This window comes from Roseateles flavus, from assembly GCF_039872765.1.
In the GTDB taxonomy this organism is placed as follows: Bacteria; Pseudomonadota; Gammaproteobacteria; order Burkholderiales; family Burkholderiaceae_C; genus Roseateles_B; species Roseateles_B flavus.
This window is the reverse complement of the sequence record NZ_JBDPZC010000001.1, coordinates 399492-416201: the sequence shown is the minus strand read 5'-3', so window position 1 is coordinate 416201 and position 16710 is coordinate 399492. Positions and strand designations below refer to the sequence as shown.

The 16710-nt window shown below is 59.6% G+C and carries 12 protein-coding genes; 6 read left to right on the top strand and 6 right to left on the bottom strand.

Translation table 11 applies throughout. The features are described 5' to 3' along the window. The 3 genes from ABDJ40_RS01800 to ABDJ40_RS01790 all read right to left on the bottom strand — a co-directional run bounded on the left by ABDJ40_RS01800 (nucleotide 1) and on the right by ABDJ40_RS01790 (nucleotide 2215). Entirely contained in the window at nucleotides 1–612 is a 612-nt protein-coding gene (locus ABDJ40_RS01800; RefSeq protein WP_347605338.1) for a hypothetical protein, read from the bottom strand. Next, complete coding sequence (locus ABDJ40_RS01795; RefSeq protein WP_347605335.1) at nucleotides 605–1399, bottom strand: RNA polymerase sigma factor; 795 nt, start codon at nucleotides 1397–1399, stop codon at nucleotides 605–607. Before ABDJ40_RS01795 ends, ABDJ40_RS01800 begins: the two co-directional genes overlap by 8 nt. A gap of 306 nt (nucleotides 1400–1705) precedes the next feature. Beyond that, on the bottom strand, nucleotides 1706–2215 hold the full coding sequence (locus ABDJ40_RS01790; protein WP_347607334.1) for a thermonuclease family protein: 510 nt from the start codon (nucleotides 2213–2215) through the stop codon (nucleotides 1706–1708). Nucleotides 2216–2696: 481 nt separating this feature from the next. Between ABDJ40_RS01790 and zorA the strand changes: the two genes are divergently transcribed. The 5 genes from zorA (at nucleotide 2697) to ABDJ40_RS01765 (ending at nucleotide 12627) form a co-directional block, all read left to right on the top strand. Beyond that, nucleotides 2697–4706 (top strand): anti-phage ZorAB system protein ZorA, encoded by a 2010-nt coding sequence (zorA, locus tag ABDJ40_RS01785; RefSeq protein WP_347605332.1) that lies wholly within the window; start codon nucleotides 2697–2699, stop codon nucleotides 4704–4706. Between the two features lies 1 nt (nucleotide 4707). Next, nucleotides 4708–5412, top strand: a complete 705-nt coding sequence (locus tag ABDJ40_RS01780) for an OmpA family protein (protein WP_347605329.1) — start codon at nucleotides 4708–4710, stop codon at nucleotides 5410–5412. Nucleotides 5413–5432: 20 nt separating this feature from the next. Beyond that, complete coding sequence (locus ABDJ40_RS01775; protein ID WP_347605326.1) at nucleotides 5433–7124, top strand: EH signature domain-containing protein; 1692 nt, start codon at nucleotides 5433–5435, stop codon at nucleotides 7122–7124. Further along, a complete protein-coding gene (locus tag ABDJ40_RS01770) occupies nucleotides 7124–10993 on the top strand; it encodes an SNF2-related protein (protein ID WP_347605323.1) in 3870 nt (1289 codons plus the stop codon). The genes ABDJ40_RS01775 and ABDJ40_RS01770 overlap by 1 nt, the downstream gene beginning before the upstream one ends. A gap of 290 nt (nucleotides 10994–11283) precedes the next feature. Beyond that, nucleotides 11284–12627: a hypothetical protein gene (locus tag ABDJ40_RS01765; RefSeq protein ID WP_347605320.1), complete on the top strand. Its 1344-nt coding sequence runs from the start codon at nucleotides 11284–11286 to the stop codon at nucleotides 12625–12627. 408 nt (nucleotides 12628–13035) lie between these two features. Here the strand turns inward: ABDJ40_RS01765 and ABDJ40_RS01760 are convergent, their stop codons facing one another. Further along, nucleotides 13036–13542 (bottom strand): hypothetical protein, encoded by a 507-nt coding sequence (locus ABDJ40_RS01760; RefSeq protein WP_347605317.1) that lies wholly within the window; start codon nucleotides 13540–13542, stop codon nucleotides 13036–13038. A gap of 784 nt (nucleotides 13543–14326) precedes the next feature. Between ABDJ40_RS01760 and ABDJ40_RS01755 the strand changes: the two genes are divergently transcribed. Then, nucleotides 14327–14743, top strand: a complete 417-nt coding sequence (locus tag ABDJ40_RS01755; protein ID WP_347605314.1) for a hypothetical protein — start codon at nucleotides 14327–14329, stop codon at nucleotides 14741–14743. A gap of 96 nt (nucleotides 14744–14839) precedes the next feature. On the opposite strand, the gene ABDJ40_RS01750 is transcribed toward ABDJ40_RS01755, so the two are convergent. Both ABDJ40_RS01750 and ABDJ40_RS01745 read right to left on the bottom strand, forming a co-directional pair. Further along, entirely contained in the window at nucleotides 14840–15613 is a 774-nt protein-coding gene (locus ABDJ40_RS01750) for a substrate-binding periplasmic protein (protein ID WP_347605311.1), read from the bottom strand. Continuing rightward, nucleotides 15610–16692: a GGDEF domain-containing protein gene (locus ABDJ40_RS01745; RefSeq protein ID WP_347605308.1), complete on the bottom strand. Its 1083-nt coding sequence runs from the start codon at nucleotides 16690–16692 to the stop codon at nucleotides 15610–15612. Before ABDJ40_RS01745 ends, ABDJ40_RS01750 begins: the two co-directional genes overlap by 4 nt. Between the last annotated feature and the right edge of the window lie 18 nt (nucleotides 16693–16710).

Here is a 16710-nt window from a genome sequence, read left to right as displayed (position 1 = left end):
TCAGTCCATCTCTTTCTCCAGGTGGAGCAGGCGAGCGGCCTCCTCCCCGGTGATCCCAGCATCCCTGACCGCTTGCTCCCAGCTCACGGGCTGCCGAAGAGCATTCGGTTTGCCATCCGCCTTGTAGGACTGAACCGGCTGGTTCTGGAAGTTCAAGGCGAACACCTCCGCCAGGGCCGTCATGCGCACCTGCAAGGTCTTAGCGAGGCGCTTCACGAGCACGTACGGGGCGGAGAGTTCTCCGGCAAGCATCTGGTTGAATAGGTCGACACGCTCACCCAGTCCAATGTCTCGCGCATATCGGCGTGCAATTGGCCCCCGACATACCTTCAGCGCGGTCTTGGCCGCCGCGACCGGGACACTACTCAGGTGGACGGCGTTGAGCATCGCGCTACGAGTGGCGTTGAACAGTTCGACATCCAATTCCTCGGCATCAAAGTCAGCGTCATCGAGCGTCAGCATCAGCGCGGTATCGGCGATCTGCGCCGCATGCTCCGGATTCGCAAGGGTGAACGCCTTCCACTGCTCCGAGGAGGGGAGTGGGTTGGCCGCAAGGAAGGCTTCAATCAGGTCCGAAGCTTCACTGCTGGCCGAGCGCGTCATGTCAGTCATGCCAGTCTCCATTTCGCAGCGCGTTCAGCGCCGCCATCACATACTTTTGCACTGAGCTCTCGCCCAGGCCCATCACCTTGCCGGCTTCCTTGTGCGTCATGTTCTGATGAAAGCAAAGGAGCACTGCAGTTCGCTGCTTGTCCGGCAGCGAGAGAACGGCACTGCGGCAGCTTGCGAAGAGTTGCTTCTGCTGCAGGGCGGCCTCGGGGGTGAGCCCAACCTCATCGGGCACCTGGTCAGCCAACGAGAGCTGGTTTCCGTCCTCGTCCTTTGGTGCCAGCTCACCGTCCACCGACGGCGCCTTGTTCTTCAGCGCCGTTTGCGACTTGAACCAGTCCAACAGCCGCATGCCGACGAACATTCCGAACCGGGCCTCAGCAAAGCTCACCTCAGCGCGACTCCGGAAGATGCGTTCGCGTACGTACGCCACGCCCTCCACCTGCGCCTCGCTGCTGCGCGTCACCACCTTGAACCATTTGAGGTGGCGGTTCAGGTAGCCCTTGAACCCGATAACCAGGCGCTCGTTTAGGGCGATTGCGATGGCATTACGCACTCGCGCGCTACCGCCATAGCCGTTGCGAGCCAATGTCACGAGCACTTCCGATGGAAGGTAGCCTGCTTGGGTGTGCTTTTTGATGGCAAGCGCAGCGAGCAGCTGGTCGCCATCCATCTTGAACACCTTGGCCAACCAGAGCTCGTGCTCAGGCAGCCGCTGGTAGCTTTTCAGGCTTTCCGCGTCGTCTGCGTCGATGTCGACGTCTGCTTCATCTACTGCTGCTGGAATCATGATTTCCTTCTCGTCGTAGCACCCCGATGCCCTCCCATGCTCTGTAAATCGAGGCATCTCCGCCGAACCGGAATTTCCACAATGATTTTATGGTTATAGCCAGAGCTTTCCCGGGGGGGCGATGAGGGCTCGCCGCCTTTGTTCGCTTTGTTCCTGTGCAGTGCTCATGCGGCCGCCCGCCGAGGTACCGCAACAGTTCCGGAGCAGCAGGTGGCAGGGCTTCAACTTAGCAAATCGTCGATGGTGTAAGGTAGCTGCGTAGGCAGCGAGCTGCGGCAATCATGAGCTTGATCCGGGCGGCCAAGCTCACCGGTCACGATCCGTCCGCGCAGCCGCGCGACGAAATTTCCATGGTGCAACGGGCTCCTCATGTCGCCATAGTCCGATCCGATTCTGCCGAGCCAAATCTTCGGCTGCGGAGTAGATGTCGCGGTCCTCGGGTGACTGCTCGTGAGCGTACTGTTTGTAGTGCCAGGCCATGCCAGCTCGAATCTGCTCAAGCCCTGCGTCGACATCGCCGACGGAAACTTTGCCGATGATGCGGCCATACCGGTCGGTCTTATGCCAGTCGACTATCACTTGCTTGCGGAAGACCAGATCGGCTAACCGTTGCCGCGATTGGCCTGCGAACGGCTGCGGCTTCTCGGGAGCGTCGATGCCCGCAATCCGAATCTTGTGGATCACCTTGTTCGTGGCGAGTACGGCGACGGTGTCACCATCGACAAGGCCGACGACTTCGCCTACGAGCGTCTCCGCATAGGCTGCTGAATGAAGTACGAGAAGGAACCCAGCCAATAGCGAGCCAAGAAAGATCATGCGCAGCAAGCGGCGCGGGCATCTGATCGGGATGCCGTTGGTGTTGGCGGCGCCAGCCGGCCAGAGGAGGCTGGGATAGCGATGATTGGATGGACACGACACCTGGGTTTCCCCGGTTCAATGAGTTCCGATGCTTCGGCGATTTTGATGGCGCGCGCCAATGCTCAAGTTGATTCCGTTGACCCCGGAGCCCGCATTTCAAGTGGTAGGACCCTGCTCGCCCTAGCTTGAAAACTTGGACATATGTAAAGTGTGTTGCGCAACGCAATACATTGAAACATGCAAGCCGAGAAAACCGTCGGAATTTCCTTCAGGGTAACTCCCAGGACCAAGAGGCTACTCGCTGCTGCGGCCGAGCATGAGCGGCGAAGTCTCACGAACATGCTCGAAGTTTTGGTCGAAGAGTTTTGCTTGCGCAACGACATCGACGATAAAACTGCCAGTCCCTCAATGAAGGGCGCTAGGCAGGGAGGACAGAAAAGTGAATGAATTCTCAAAGGCATTGGGCGCGGTCCATCCTTCGCTTCAAGCTCTCCATGGGCTTCCGCTCTATGTCTTCCTACTTGTTGCGGTTCTGACTTTCGTATTTCTTGTTGGCTATGCCATCAAGGGAACCCAGGTCTGGTGGCAAATACGGTTCGTCCTCAAGGAGGTGCGCGGCTTTCGCAAGTCGGGAGTCGCTCCAGACCCCAAAGACGTCGGCCGCGCATTTCGATGGGAGCCCCTCAAGCACCTATGGGAAGAGTACGCTGACACGCTGCATGAATTGCGCAAGGCCGCTTCAGGGGCAACTGTCCAAACCGAGTTCCGAGCAACAGTCCCGGCAGAGTCAATGTTCACCAGAGAAGTTCTGGTTGATGGTCGTCTTTTCGATGAGTTCACTCGCCACCTTCCTGGCGTCCTGACGGGACTTGGCATCATCGGTACGTTCGCTGGCCTGCTGGAAGGGCTGGAGAAATTCAAGGTCGACCCGGAGAAAATCCAGAACACGGTCAATGGGCTTGGTCCGCTGCTGGTGGGGGTGCAGCACGCATTTCTGGCTTCGGGCGCCGCTATCGCGTGTGCCATGCTGGTGGTCTTCATCAGCCGGCTCGCCCTGGCCTATCTATATCGGTTGGTCGAGCACTTGACCCATGCCGTAGACAGCCTGTACGCGACTGGCGCAGGTGAGGAGTACCTGGCGCGGCTGGTCAAGTCCTCGGAGCAAAACGCGGCGAGCACCGCGCAACTCAAAGACGCGCTTGTGGAGGACCTCCACAAGATGATGACCAACTTGGTCGACCGGCAAATCGCGGCGCAAGAAGCTTCGTCGCTTGCCTTGGGCAAGCACATCGGCGAGTCCATCTCGACGGCTATCGCCGAACCGATGAAACGCGTTGGGGAAGCCATGGAGGTCACGTCACGTGGCAATGGCGAGCAGGTGAACTCCATGCTTGAGACGCTGCTGACCGGATTCATGGCCAAGTTGGAGGATACCTTTGGCGGCCAGATGCGTGGCATCAACGAGCAAATGCAGCGGTCGATGGATTCGATGGCGGCCGTTCAGTCGTCTCTGCAAGGGCTCCTCGGTGATATTCAGCGAACCAATGAGCAGGCTGCCTCGCAAATGAGTGGGACGCTCGAGGACGCTATGAAGAAGGCTGCGGACAACCAGCAACTGCTAACGGACCAGATGCGCGAGTTCGTGCAGGATTTCCGTCGCCTGGTGACCGAAGAGCAGAACAAGTCCAAGCACGCCATGGATGAGGCGGTGATGAAGGTCCTCGGCGAGGTGTCCATGGCTATGGAAGGGCTTGAGAACGTGCGAAAGGCGTCTGCAGCAGAAGAGGGAACCCGGAATGATAAGTTGGCTACACAGACGAACCAGCTTGTCGGGGGCCTGACCACGCAGGTCGAGTCTTTGCTTGGCGCGGTCTCGGACCAGGTCGCAAAGACTCAACGCAACATCGACGCTCTAGGCGACGTATCGCTGCGTGCCATCGACGGCATGAACCAGGGCGCGCTGACCATGGGGTCAGCCGCCCAGCGATTTGAGACCGCAGGTGTTGCAGTGACCGGCGCTTTCGACCGTTCAACAAAGGTTGCGGACACACTGGCAACAACTGCGGCGTCGCTGCAGGCGGCGTCGACTGCAGTTCAGCGTGGGTTCGAGCAATATGACTCCACGCGTAGGACGGTGGACACGCAAGTCGCTGCGCTCATGGGACTCATCGAGTCCGTCAAGAGGGAAGCGGGCGTGTCGCAGGAGTTGGTCGACAGCATCAAATCCAGTGCCGAGACCATGCGGCAGTCTGAGGCGGAGGCGCGCTCGCATCTGGACCAGGTCAACGCTGCTTTGGTGAAGGCCTTCAGCGACTTTGGAAACTCCCTGGTGAGTCAAGTCAAGTCGACTATCGCCGAGACCGACCGCCATCTTGCCCAAGGCACCGGTCACCTCAACGGCGTAGTGCAGGAACTCGCAAACGCTGTTCAACGCATGAAGAGGGCCTGACGTGCTTGCCCGACTCGTTCTCAAGCGAGGCGCCAAGCACGAGGGGGAAAGTCCATTTTGGATTTCCTTCTCGGACCTGATGTCGGCGCTGATGGTGCTGTTCCTGGTCGTGATGGCGGTGACGTTGGTGTCGGTCACGCAGAGCATCGACGCAGCAACGCGCGCAACCATAGAGCGCAGCGCTGCTATCAACCGCATCATGTCCCTGATTGCGAAGGACCCGAAGAGCGCGGGAGTTGGTGTTGACCAGCAGAACTACCGCATCGACCTCGGCAAGAAAGTTCGGTTCGACAGTGGCAGCTACATCATCAGTGCGACAGCAGGGCAGTTCCTGCGCAGCTATATCCCTGTGCTCCTTCGGGCCAAAGACACCCCGGAAGGGCAGCGATGGATTCGCAGCGTCGTAGTTGAAGGGTTCACCGATGAGGACGGCACCTACCTCTACAACCTGCAGCTGAGTCTGGACCGCAGCCGAAGTGTCGTCTGCTCCCTATTCCAGGGCAGCGGCGCTTCAGAGGCGCTGACGCCAGAGCAACTGCGCAAGGTCCAGGAACTGTTTTTGGTCGGAGGCTACTCGTTCAACTCCATCAAGAAGGACAAAGCCGAGAGTCGGCGTGTGGAATTCAAGATTGATTTCTGGGGCTTGGAAGAGCGAGTACCAAGTGCCAGCGACGTCCTGAAGGGCAAGGAGTTCGGTCGGTGCTAGCCGAATCTGCATTCCTACAGTTGACTCGTGACCTGACGGCCTCTATCGCGGCGATGGGGCTGAGCGTGGGGGAGTTCGGCCGACCTGAACTTGTCGAGAAGCCCACGCGTGAGGCCGAGCTACTGTTCCAGGGGTACGCGAAGGCAAAGCCCAGCAAGGAAGACGCTTACGCGGCTGCCCGCACCTTCGTGCGAGGCCAACCGCTGGATGCGTGGCAGCGCGACCTCGTCGCCTCTGCCCTCGCAGAGCCCATCCGCGAGCAGTCAGGAGCTACGGCTCTGGCATCGAAGCGCTTTCCGTCTTTGCTAGCCTCTTACCAAGAGGAGGTGAAGCGAGGTGACCTGTGGCGACTGACTTGGCACGGCCTGCTGTACTCGTACTTCAACTTTGATCCGGAGGCGGGCAAGGACGAGCCCACTCGCGCTGGGTGGGAGGCTCTGCGGGACTTTCTCGAGAGCACTTGGCCTCTGATTGATAGCCAGGCCGGGGAGGACATGGTTCCAGACTGGGTGCAGGTGCTGCGGAAGGAAGCATCAGTCCTCACCACCGGGCCGGTTGAGAAATATTCAATGGACTACTTGCGCGGAGAGACCGAACCAACGGACCGTCTCGCAGAAGACCTTGGAATTCCTCCGTCGAGCTGGTTCTGGCATGCGTTGGTCCTCGGAGCTGTTCGAGGCGCAACTACTGAAGCCGATGCTGAGTTCCGGAGGCTTGTGCCGCAGCTACTAAAGCTCATTCAAGGCAAGCCAGGGTTTCGGGACGAGGCGTTAGAGACCATCCTCATTAGGTACCACGCGTGCAAGGGTGCACCTCCCGACGAGCGGCTGCGCGACTTCGTGTGTCAGCCCTCCGTTTGGAAAAACCCGAAGCTCAAGGCTGCGGGAATTGCGACAGCTTGGAACAGGGTGCCAGACCCGGTGTGGCGGATGGTGCTGGGTTGGGTCAACGAGCGCAATCTCAAAGACTTCTTTGACATCCTCGCAGCTCGGAATAACGCCGATGAAGGGCGACTCGCATTCTGGTCAAAGTACCTAAAGCAAATTTCATGGACTCGGCTTGTGTTTGGCGCCGACACGATGGCGTTGAAGCGAACTAACGCAGGGGTGCGCGAGCTCATAGCGCGTGAGGAGGGTGCCTACGCGCAGCTCACGAGTAAGCCCGAAGTCGATGCGTTCATGATGCAGGTCGGCTCTTACCTCATTATCGAGTTCAGCAAGAAGCCCAATGCCTGCTACGTCTATCAGGCAGACCAACTCCCATTCGAACCGTATGACCGCCACTATGACGGCGGAACGGCCGACCTGGCTGCCGGCTTCCGCGTTGGCTGCGCGTTGCGCATCGTCCACCGTGAAGGCTGGGGGTGGCGCGCGGAGCAAGACCTTCGCCAGCTTGGAATCCTCCCCGACGAGCCCGCACCTCGTCGAGTACCAGCTGCAGGCACAACAAGCACGACCGCCGGAACTCGGCCTGCAGAGCGCGCTACTTCGGTGGCGCACGGCGCGAGTCCTCCTGGGCCCGACATGGCAACGCTCAACACCCTTATCAGCCGCTTTAGGGGAGCCTCCGTCGATGACCGGCGGACATCATCGAGTGGTGGAAGACTTTGGGTCGAAGACCCCCTTAATCGTGTGCAACTCGGCTCGGAGCTGACGGCCCTTGGATTCAAGTGGGCCAATAGTCGGCAGGCTTGGTACTACCCGGAGATTTGATGGGCCTGTTCGACTTTCTCAAGCGCTCAACGATCTCCAAGGCGGCCGAGTCAACGCTCAAGACCACGTGGACGGAAGAAGGCGTTCGCATTGACTTTGCCCGGGAGCTTTCCGAGCCCACCTCCGAAGGATTGCTGGACGCCATCCACGAAGCTGGCGCCGAGGACACCGTGCTTGGGGCTTACCTGGCCCAGTTGGCCTCCGAGGGGCGGTGCCGATTGGGCTTGGGCAGCGCAACCATCCCGTGGTCAGACGTCTATGCCCTGCTGGCATCGGCCGAGCACGTAGGCGCGTTGAAGCTTCTCGGCCTGCCGCCACAAGGGCCGTTGCGTCCAATAGTCGATGGCTCTGGAACCTTGTCGTCGGATGACTTTGACCTGGAGGTCGCAGGATGGACCGATGGTGCTCAGCAGGTGCGGGTCGACGGCCTCGAAGGCGCAGTGGCAACGGTCGGCGGTAAGCCGCAAATGTTGTCGTCGTGGGCTTGGGCCACTGTCGCTGAGATTGGTGCCCTGCGCTCGCGTTCTTCATCAGGCCGGAACCAGCATGCTCAAGAACTTGCGTGGGGGCGGATTCGAGGCCTTGCGGACCGTGCGGGAGCCCTCTATGCGAACCCATACCTCGAGACGACGCTCGTACTGACGCCGGACTCACTTCGCCTTCCGCTGTCGAAAGACGAGACGCCGTTCGGTCGGGTCTTGACTGTCTCTCCGACCTTTGAAGGCGCACCCGACGGGTGGCTTACCGCTTTCGACGGGTTCAACTCTGTGCAATCGCACTACGACCTGACGCGGGGCGCAGGCCGAGTCCGCGTAGTCATCTCCGACCCAGTGCGAAAAGTGCTTTCGGTCATTAAACGGGAGATGCCCGGACGCAAGGTCGCCGGTGCAAAGGCTGAGAAGTTCATTCACAACCCGTTCGCGTTTCTTGGCGATGCGGCGCACGAGGTGCTCAAGGAGGACGAGTTCGAGGCTGACCGAGCGGAGGCTGGGGCTGTTGCCGCGGTCTTCAGCGTCGTTGGTCGGACTGAGCACGGGCGCATCAACACGGTTGACTTGCTCGTCACGGAACACTTCGGTGACGGCTCCGCCAGAACTGACGTTAAGACCTTCAAAACGTCCGAAGAGCTGGACTTGTTTCTTGCGACGCTACGAGGCGCCCTCGAGCAGGACCGTGAACGGTTTGCTTGGGATGAATACGACCTGACAGTTGACGCGGAATCTACTGCGCAGCTTGAGCAAGGTATGCAGCTTGCCCACCTCTGGCGCAATCAGCCCGCGGAGCGCATCAGCTTTGACGACGTCTACCAGCTTGATGGATACAGTGGGCGCATCGAAGGCATCGGTGTGGCCAAGCCCATCTACGTGCCAGTTTTTCAGCGGGAGAAGAAAGACGGCGATGACGACTCAGGGTGGCTTCCGTCTGACCTGACACCGATGGTCAAGGTGACCCTGCAGGGACACGAGGGCCAGGTGCTCATCCCCCTGACGAAGGACTGGGTCAAGGACTTCGACAAACAGGTTGCGGAAGCTGAGCAACAGGGCGCGGCCGAGGTTAAGAACGAGAGCCTGCCGACGTCCATTGCAACCGCGCAAGCACGCACTCTTGCAGACGGCTTCAAGGCGATGCTGGGGAGCCAAGACAAGGTGAAAGTCGAGGGCGAGTCGAAGCCGAAGGAGAAGCAGGCTCCGCGCGAAACCTTGCTAGTTAAGACCAATTTTCACGGCGTTGACTACCTCGAGGAACGTCGGACATCGCTTGCCTTGCCTGACGGTTGGAAGGCCGAGCTACCGCGGTCGCTGCGGCAGTCCATCCAGTTAAAGGCGCATCAGCAATACGGAGTCGCATGGTTCCAGCATCTGGTGTCGAAGGCACCCTCGGAATGCCGCGGGGCGCTTCTGGCCGACGACATGGGGCTCGGCAAGACTCTGCAGTTGCTGTCGGTGCTGAGCTGGTACTACGAAGCTAACCCGAATGCGGCTCCGTCCGTCATCTTTGCGCCCAAGAGCTTGCTGGAGAACTGGGCGAATGAGGCCAAGAAGTTTTTCAACGACTCCTTCCCGGAAGTGCTGGTCTTGTATGGGGACGAGCTGAAGGCACGCAAGCAGCCGCTTGGACTCATCGACAGCCAACTGAGGGATAAGGGCATCGTGGAGCTGCTCATGCCGAACTGGGCGGGGACGGCGAAGGTTGTCATCACTACCTATGAGGTGCTGACCTCCTACGAGTTTTCGCTAGCCAAGCAGCCCTTCGCGTTCCTCATCTGCGATGAGGCCCAGCGCATCAAGACACCGGGGACCTTAGTGACGTTGGCGGCCAAGAAGTTGAAGGCTGACTTCCGCATAGCCTGTACGGGAACGCCTGTCGAGAACTCGCTCGCCGACCTTTGGTGCCTGTTCGACCTGGTGCAACCTGGGCTGCTTGGGGCCTTGGAAGAGTTCGGGAAGACTTACCGGCGACCCATTGAATGCGAGACCGAAGACCAGATGGCCGCGCTGAAGCGGCTTCAGACAGCGATTGGGCCGCAGACGCTGCGACGCACGAAGGCCGACATCGCTGCAGACCTACCGAAGAAGTTCTTCGCAATGAAGAAGGCTTCGGATGTCGAGCTGCAGTTCAAGCCCATCCTGGGCGAGCATGAATTGCTCGAAATTGGGCTCACGGAGCATCAACGCATTCTCTACAAGGGTGGGCTCAAGAAGCTGCAAGACGCTGCCAACGAGACGAACGGGCGAAAGCGTGCACAGTTGTCATTCGGTGCGCTGCACCTCATGAAGGCGGTTTGCGCCGAGCCGTACTGCCTCCCGGGCGCGAAATTCATGGTCGACAAGGCCGGACGGGAGCCCCACCTTGCGAACTCGCCCAAGTTGGATTGGTTGCTGGCCCGCTTGGCTGAAATTCAGCAGGCAGGCGAGAAGGCCATCGTGTTCACGGAATTGCGTGAAGCGCAGGCAGCCTTGTACTACTTCCTGAAGGAGAGCTTCGGCATCCGTCCGTTCATCATCAACGGAGACTCGCAGGGGCGCCAGGGGTACATCGACAGGTTCTCGGCGAAGCCCGGCTTTGACGTCATCATCTTGTCCACGCTGGCTGCGGGAGCGGGCCTCAATGTGACGGCTGCAAATCATGTGTTTCATTTCACCCGTGCATGGAACCCCTCGAAGGAGGCGCAGGCCACCGACCGAGCATTTCGCATTGGACAGGAGCGGGATGTTTTTGTGTACTGCCCAACGGTAGTTGCCGACGACTTTCATACCTTCGAGGTTCGCCTTGACCAACTGCTGAAACGCAAAGCAGGGTTGGCCGGCTCTACCTTGGACGACGGCGGCCTGACATCAATGCTCAATGGCTCCGGTGGGGACGCCACCTTTAGCGAGTTGGTTGGGGGCGGTGGAACTGGCGAGGCCTTGCCGAAGCGCTACCTGACGATGGATGACGTCGACCGCATGGACGGAGACGGGTTCGAAGTGTTCTGCTGCTTGCTGTGGTCTAAGCAAGGATTCCAAGCAACGGTCACACCTAAGAGGGGCGGTGATGGTGGCATCGACGTTGTTGCGTTGAAGGACCGGGAAGGTGAACTCCTGCAATGCAAGAGCTCGAAGTCTGCAGACATTGGTTGGGACGCCATCAAGGAGGTGACGGCCGGCGCAGCCAGATACCAAGCTCGGTTTCGTGGCACTAGGTTCCGCAAGGTAGCGGTGACCAACCAGCGCTTCACAGCTGGAGCACGGGAGCAGGCCTCAGCCAATCAAGTCGAACTTGTCGTGCGGTCGCTGATCGAGGAGTTGCTGGGGGCGCACCCCATCACGAACCATGAGTTTGATGGTGCACTTCAAGAGTTGGTGCTTTCGCCCAACTTGGTAGCTTAAGCAGTGGCGGTCCCGAGAGCTTGCTGCTGACCCCTAGGTCGGCGTGATCCTTCTGGGGCGCCGGCGGCTTCAGGCTGGCAGCCGTCGCTCGATTCTGGAGACCGGGCGGCCACTTGTTACTGGACCGGTCATACAGCAACACGCGAGGCGGAATTCGGCATCACCCGCCGAATCCATGGGCGTACATCGTTGGTGGCGGTAACGTAACGGGCAAGGTGCCCCTCAGTCTGATCGACGTGCACTCTCGCCTCGGTGCTTCAATAGCTACTCGGTCAAGGGAGAACAAATCAATGAACTTTGAAGAATTTAAGCAAGCTACACAGCGTTTCAACGTGCTGAAGCGATCCGACGTCGCGGGCAGCTATCACTTCGGCACAGCCACGGTGTCCTTCGAGAGCTTAGAACGAAGTGATGTCGACGCCATCATTCAACAGCGCGAAATCTTGGCGGGAGGAGAGAGGCTTTCAGGCCCTCAGTACGAGGCTATGGCGAAGGTGATGCCGCTCGCCGCCCACGAGTACACCCATTTTGTCGACAGCACTTCGACGGTATGGGGTATGAAATTGCTGTCCTGCATGAACTCCGCATACTCCTGCAGCGATGCATTTCAGCAGGATGAAGCCCAGTTCTGGAACGCAAAGCGCTTCTATGACCTCCTGCGAAGCATTGCTCTGCCCGACTACTACACCGTAAAGCGGGGTGCTGAAAACACTCGGCCGTGGCGCGCGACCGTCACTGCGGGTCAGGTGTTCGATAAGGATGGAAGGGTCACTGGCCGACCCATCCTGTTTCAACGATTCAGCAACGCGGCAGACGAGGAGATGGTTAGGTCTCCCATGTCAACTGTCTCCATCCTTGAATCGTCCGCTATGGCGCAGGAGACGGCGTTCCGGATGGGCCTTGTTTCGGCGCTCGTCGAGGACTACGGCATCGTCGAACGGAGAGAGATTTCACGGCGGTTGATGGACTACCTTTACAACCCCGACATCACCGAATACTCGGTCTGTGTACACCTTGCAGCAAACGTGCTTGGAACTCCGGACGTAGGCAGTGCGTTCGCCGTGTGTGCGGTGCTCACACGCGTCTGCCTCAATCTCACAGACGAGGCGTTTGACGAATTGGCGGCAGATGAGGAGCTCATGCGTCGGGTCAGGCTGCCGAGCGATCATGCCTTCAGCCGTCGGATGCGTGATGGCCTTCGATCACGGGACCTAGGGACTGCTTTCCATCTCATGACACGGTGCCTTCCGCACAAGCCCGGCTTGACGCTAGACGAAGCTGAGGCGGTTGCGAGACAAGCAATTGAAGCGCTTGGCATTGATTTGCCTTCGGTACATGCACGCGCAATCACCTTCGGCGAGCGGGTCGAGCAAGAGCTTAAGGGCAGTCAGATTGAGCCGATTCGTTGGTTGGCCGAGGCGGGTTTGGACAATTTACGGAGGATCAACCCCTTGGCCCGCCGCCTTGATTTCGCTCAACTTCACCTGCCTCAGGCGCTCTTGGGTGATTCCACAGAGTTCTTCGGGCTGGGCAATCCTCATTCACCTTTGGCGGCTAGAAAGGTCGATTCCGTGTTCGAACCTCTGCTCAGCGGCGAGCTTTGGGTGGAACGCTTCGCTGAAGGTTGCCTCTGAACTACAGGCGTTGATAGAAACTGCCACATCACCGTCACCGGCATCGACCGGGGCGGTGAATACGAAAGTCGGCACAGGATCGACAACGCGAGTGCGATAGCTTTCGAACCGGACATCTGACCGGACGGCGGCAGGGCCATAGCCGCGCGCACGCTGAACGGCAGCCGCACCCCAGAGACAAGTCGCTGATGTCACGATAGGGGTTTGGCTCCCGATGACCGCGATGAGTCGAACAGCGTGCATAAGACGGCAGCCACCGACCGTCCGAGAATGCTGCAAAGCCGTCCCCTAATCTTTTACTCAACCCGGTTGCACATCTTCGCCCAGGCAAGGACCCTGGCTGTCCAACTTCTGGGGGTCAGTTCAAGCTGGTGGGGCGCAGGAAGCACCTACGTAGGCTAGCGGTAACTACAGCACCTCGTCTTGAATTTCAGCGATCTCCGCATCGGCCTGAGCGCCGCTCTTCAGGTTGTACTCAATCGTTATGTAGCCAGTATCAGAGTCCGACCCCGAAGCGCCCAAATATATTGATTCGATTGCCTCTGTAAGTTTCGCGCCGGACTTCGCATCCCAGACGCTGCTCAGAAATCGCTCATTTTTTAGCAATGCCATCATCCAGTCTTTGGGCTCGTTCCAGATGCTATCCACCATCAAGAAGTCATTCCGCGTACTCGAACCATAGGTGTTCTTGAGCTTCCCTTCCATTGCATCAAATGCGCCCTTTAGCTCAAGTCCGTAGCTGCTGGTCTTGACGTCATGGCCGATTGCTTTGATCCAAGAGAGGCCATGTTTTGGCGTAATTTGCAGCACGTAAAGCGAAAAGGCCGGATGGGGCTTAGGCGGAACGTCAAGTGCAAATTTGAAAGGTGCAACTTCCCGCAGTGGCTCGGCAAAGTCAGTGAGTTGCATTCCCATGAACAGTCCGAAGGGAGCTGGAAGCGACATGGCGTTGAGTCCTGATCGAATGGCGGAGTTAGTCTATAGCCCGTTGAGGATGACAGCTGATTGGAGCGCCGTACCTTGACAGCCAACTCGTCTTGCGATGCCAACAGTCAGTGGCTATATGCCGCCGCAGGGCATAGGCCGGGCGCAGATCGCGGCAGGTAAACCTTGTTGAATTGAGCCACCGAGCCCGATTTCGGTGGCTACTGAGGGTTGGATCGAAATTGAAGAGGCCGTCCGGCCAATTATGGGCGGGCAGCTAGCTGCGAGACTGCGGATTTGCCCTCGTCACTCCTTTGGGGGAATCGTTAGGCTCGGGCTGCGGCTTCACAGCAAGGTGCTAGGCCGGTAGCAACATCCATCCGTCAAAACCTGCCCCCTGGGCCTCGTACTCGGAGTGCCATCTACGTGATCCTGGGCGATGTTGAATGCTTATCAACCCGCTCAGCGGTCATGGACTCTCTCCGGAGATTTCGTAAGCTTCACAGGCTCTTCGACCGAGACCCCGTCGAGGGAAAGAAAAACCCCGGCACGAGGCCGGGGCGACAATGCTTCGTCGCTGTCATCACGCCGAAGCACCTGCTCAGCAACCGTCTTAATCGTCAATAGGCCACGGCAGCAGAAGATGAATCCTTGCTGCCCAAATCGCTACCATTCGGGGAAAGCCTGCACACCTTGAGTGCCGGCGCGAAAGCTGCGAGCCTTGCACTGTTGCAACTCGAGGCTTGAATCACTGCTCGATGCAGGGGTCAGCTGTATGAGCCTTTCGGTCCAGCCGACAGAAGACGAAAACATTGCTGGCTTGGTGTCGGGTGCCATGTTCGAGTTGCTGGAGGCGATGCACATCGTCTGCGTGCACTTGCGGGGCGACCCGTTCCCGTTTGACCAGAACGAGCATGAGAGGCTCGTGACGTTGGTCGAGAAACTGATTGGCTCGGCTGAAGAGCTCTGCCGGGCTGCTGACGTGCATTTGATTCAGTGCATGCCTGCAGAACTTCGTGATGGCCATCCATCGCTGTACGCGGAATTGGCGTGCGAGCTCGCCGAAGTTGGTCGTCTCTTGAAGCCGCTGCTCAAATCGCAGCAGCCGAGCACGGGAGCAGGTGCAGAGGCGATGGCCCTGATAGCCCGCATCTCAAGAAAATCGTCTCCGGTCTTGGGAAAGCCGTCTTGAGGCGGCCTGGAGCAAGGGGCTGTCTGGCCGGCAAGCGGGCACGGACCTAGGTTCTTGTCCGCCAATGCGGGGTAGTTCCGTCAATGCTCACTCACGTCACTCGGCCTGATTGCCTGACCTCTTCCTCCACAGCTGGTCGTACTTCTCGATCAGCTTCGCTGTCGTGCCGTCTGCTTCGTAGGACACTAGCTTGGCGGAAACCGCTCCCTTGTACTTGAGGCACGGCGACTGACGCACAAATCCGTGATGGATCGAGCCGGAGTTAACCATCGGGCTTAGCGGAAACATGGTGGTGTCGAGGCGCGTTGCGGCCAGGTAGGCACTCCCTACCAAGTAGCTGGTCACAAAATACTCGGCGCGGCCTCGTTGCAGATTGGCAAATCCGTCCGCCATGTCGTTGCTGGACATGACCTGCAGCTTCTCATGCAGGAAATCGTCAAAGCCGTCGCCGAACCGGTCGCCGCGCGCGACGAGACCGGTACGTCCAATCAGGTCGGTCCAGCCGCCGTAGGGAATCCGATGGTTGGCGCGCACAAAGACCGCCATCGGATTTGCTGAGAAGCGCGCGCTTGTAAAGTCCAGGTAGACCTCGCGCTCAGGGGTGACTTTCAAGGCAGCGACCATGTCGATCTGCCCCAGCTCGGCCGCGCGCAAAACTCTGTTCCAGGGGCCGAGGTAGCGAGCCTCAGCACTGACGCCCAACTCTCTGAAGACTCGCTCCGTCAGCTCGATGCTGGCGCCCACCAGCTTGCCGTCCTCGACCCAGTGAAACGGTGGGTAATTCGGGTTCGCCGAAAACACCACTCGAGGGCAGTCGGCGGCCTGCGCGCCACCCGCCCACATCAAAAGAAGCAGCAGGGTCACCTTCATGACGATTGCCCCGTGGACAGACCGGAGGCTTGTGCCACGACGCGGTTGCGCCCTTCACGCTTGCCTTGATAAAGCGCCTGGTCTGCGCGATTCAACGCCTCCTCGAGGGGCTCGCCCAAACCCATTTCCGTGACGCCGAACGTCGCGGTGACCGCGACCGGCAAATGTCCGATCTGAACCTGGCTGGCCTCCATGGCCTCCCGCATGCGTTGCGCCAGGCTCTCGGCACCGGCCAGGCCGGTGAAAGGAAGCACGGCGACGAACTCCTCGCCGCCCCAGCGCGCCAGCAAATCGCCTCGGCGCAGCGCGCCCTGAAGGCGCCGGCTGGCTTCACGCAGAACGGCATCGCCCGCCTCGTGGCCGGCGCGGTCGTCGATGCTCTTGAAGTGGTCCAGGTCGGCCAGCACCACGGCGATCACCATGGCGTGACGCTCCCGCTGCGCCAGCAGCAGACTGACAGCGTGATTCAGCGCCCGTCGGTTCGGCAACCCCGTCAATGTGTCAGTCTCGGCCAAAGCCAGCAGCGCCTGCTGTTGACGCTGCGCCAGCAGCTGGTAGCTCAGCGCGATGCCAAAGCTCGTCAGGCAGAGCACCGCCAGGTTGAAGCTCCGGAAGGCGTGGCTGACCGACTCCCCCAGGACCGCATGTGAATCCACCCCTTTGGCCTGCAATTCCAGCAACTGCAGGGCGGCGCCGAAACCAAGCGCCATCACCAGCTTGAACAAGGGGCCAAGCCGGCTGGCCACGGCAATCAGCAAGACCACGGCGTACAGCGGCATGTGAAAGCCTGGCTCCACACCGAGCTCCAGAGTGAGCACGCCAGCCGTGGCGCTGAGCGCCAACAGCACCAGGACCAGCAACCCAACGAAGGCCTCGGCGCTCAACCTGACGACCATGCCCCACTGCATGACCACCGCCAGCAAGCTCAGCGCAGCCGGGTAGCGCCACAAGGGCAGTCCAAGTGCGGCCAGCGCTACCGCGTCGACGGCGGTGACGGCGGCCACCAGCCATGTCGATACCCGGCAGGTGCGTCGGTAGGTGTCGCGCAGCGCGCCATCGCTGAGCACTGCGCCTGGCATGGCTCTACGCGCCCTGTT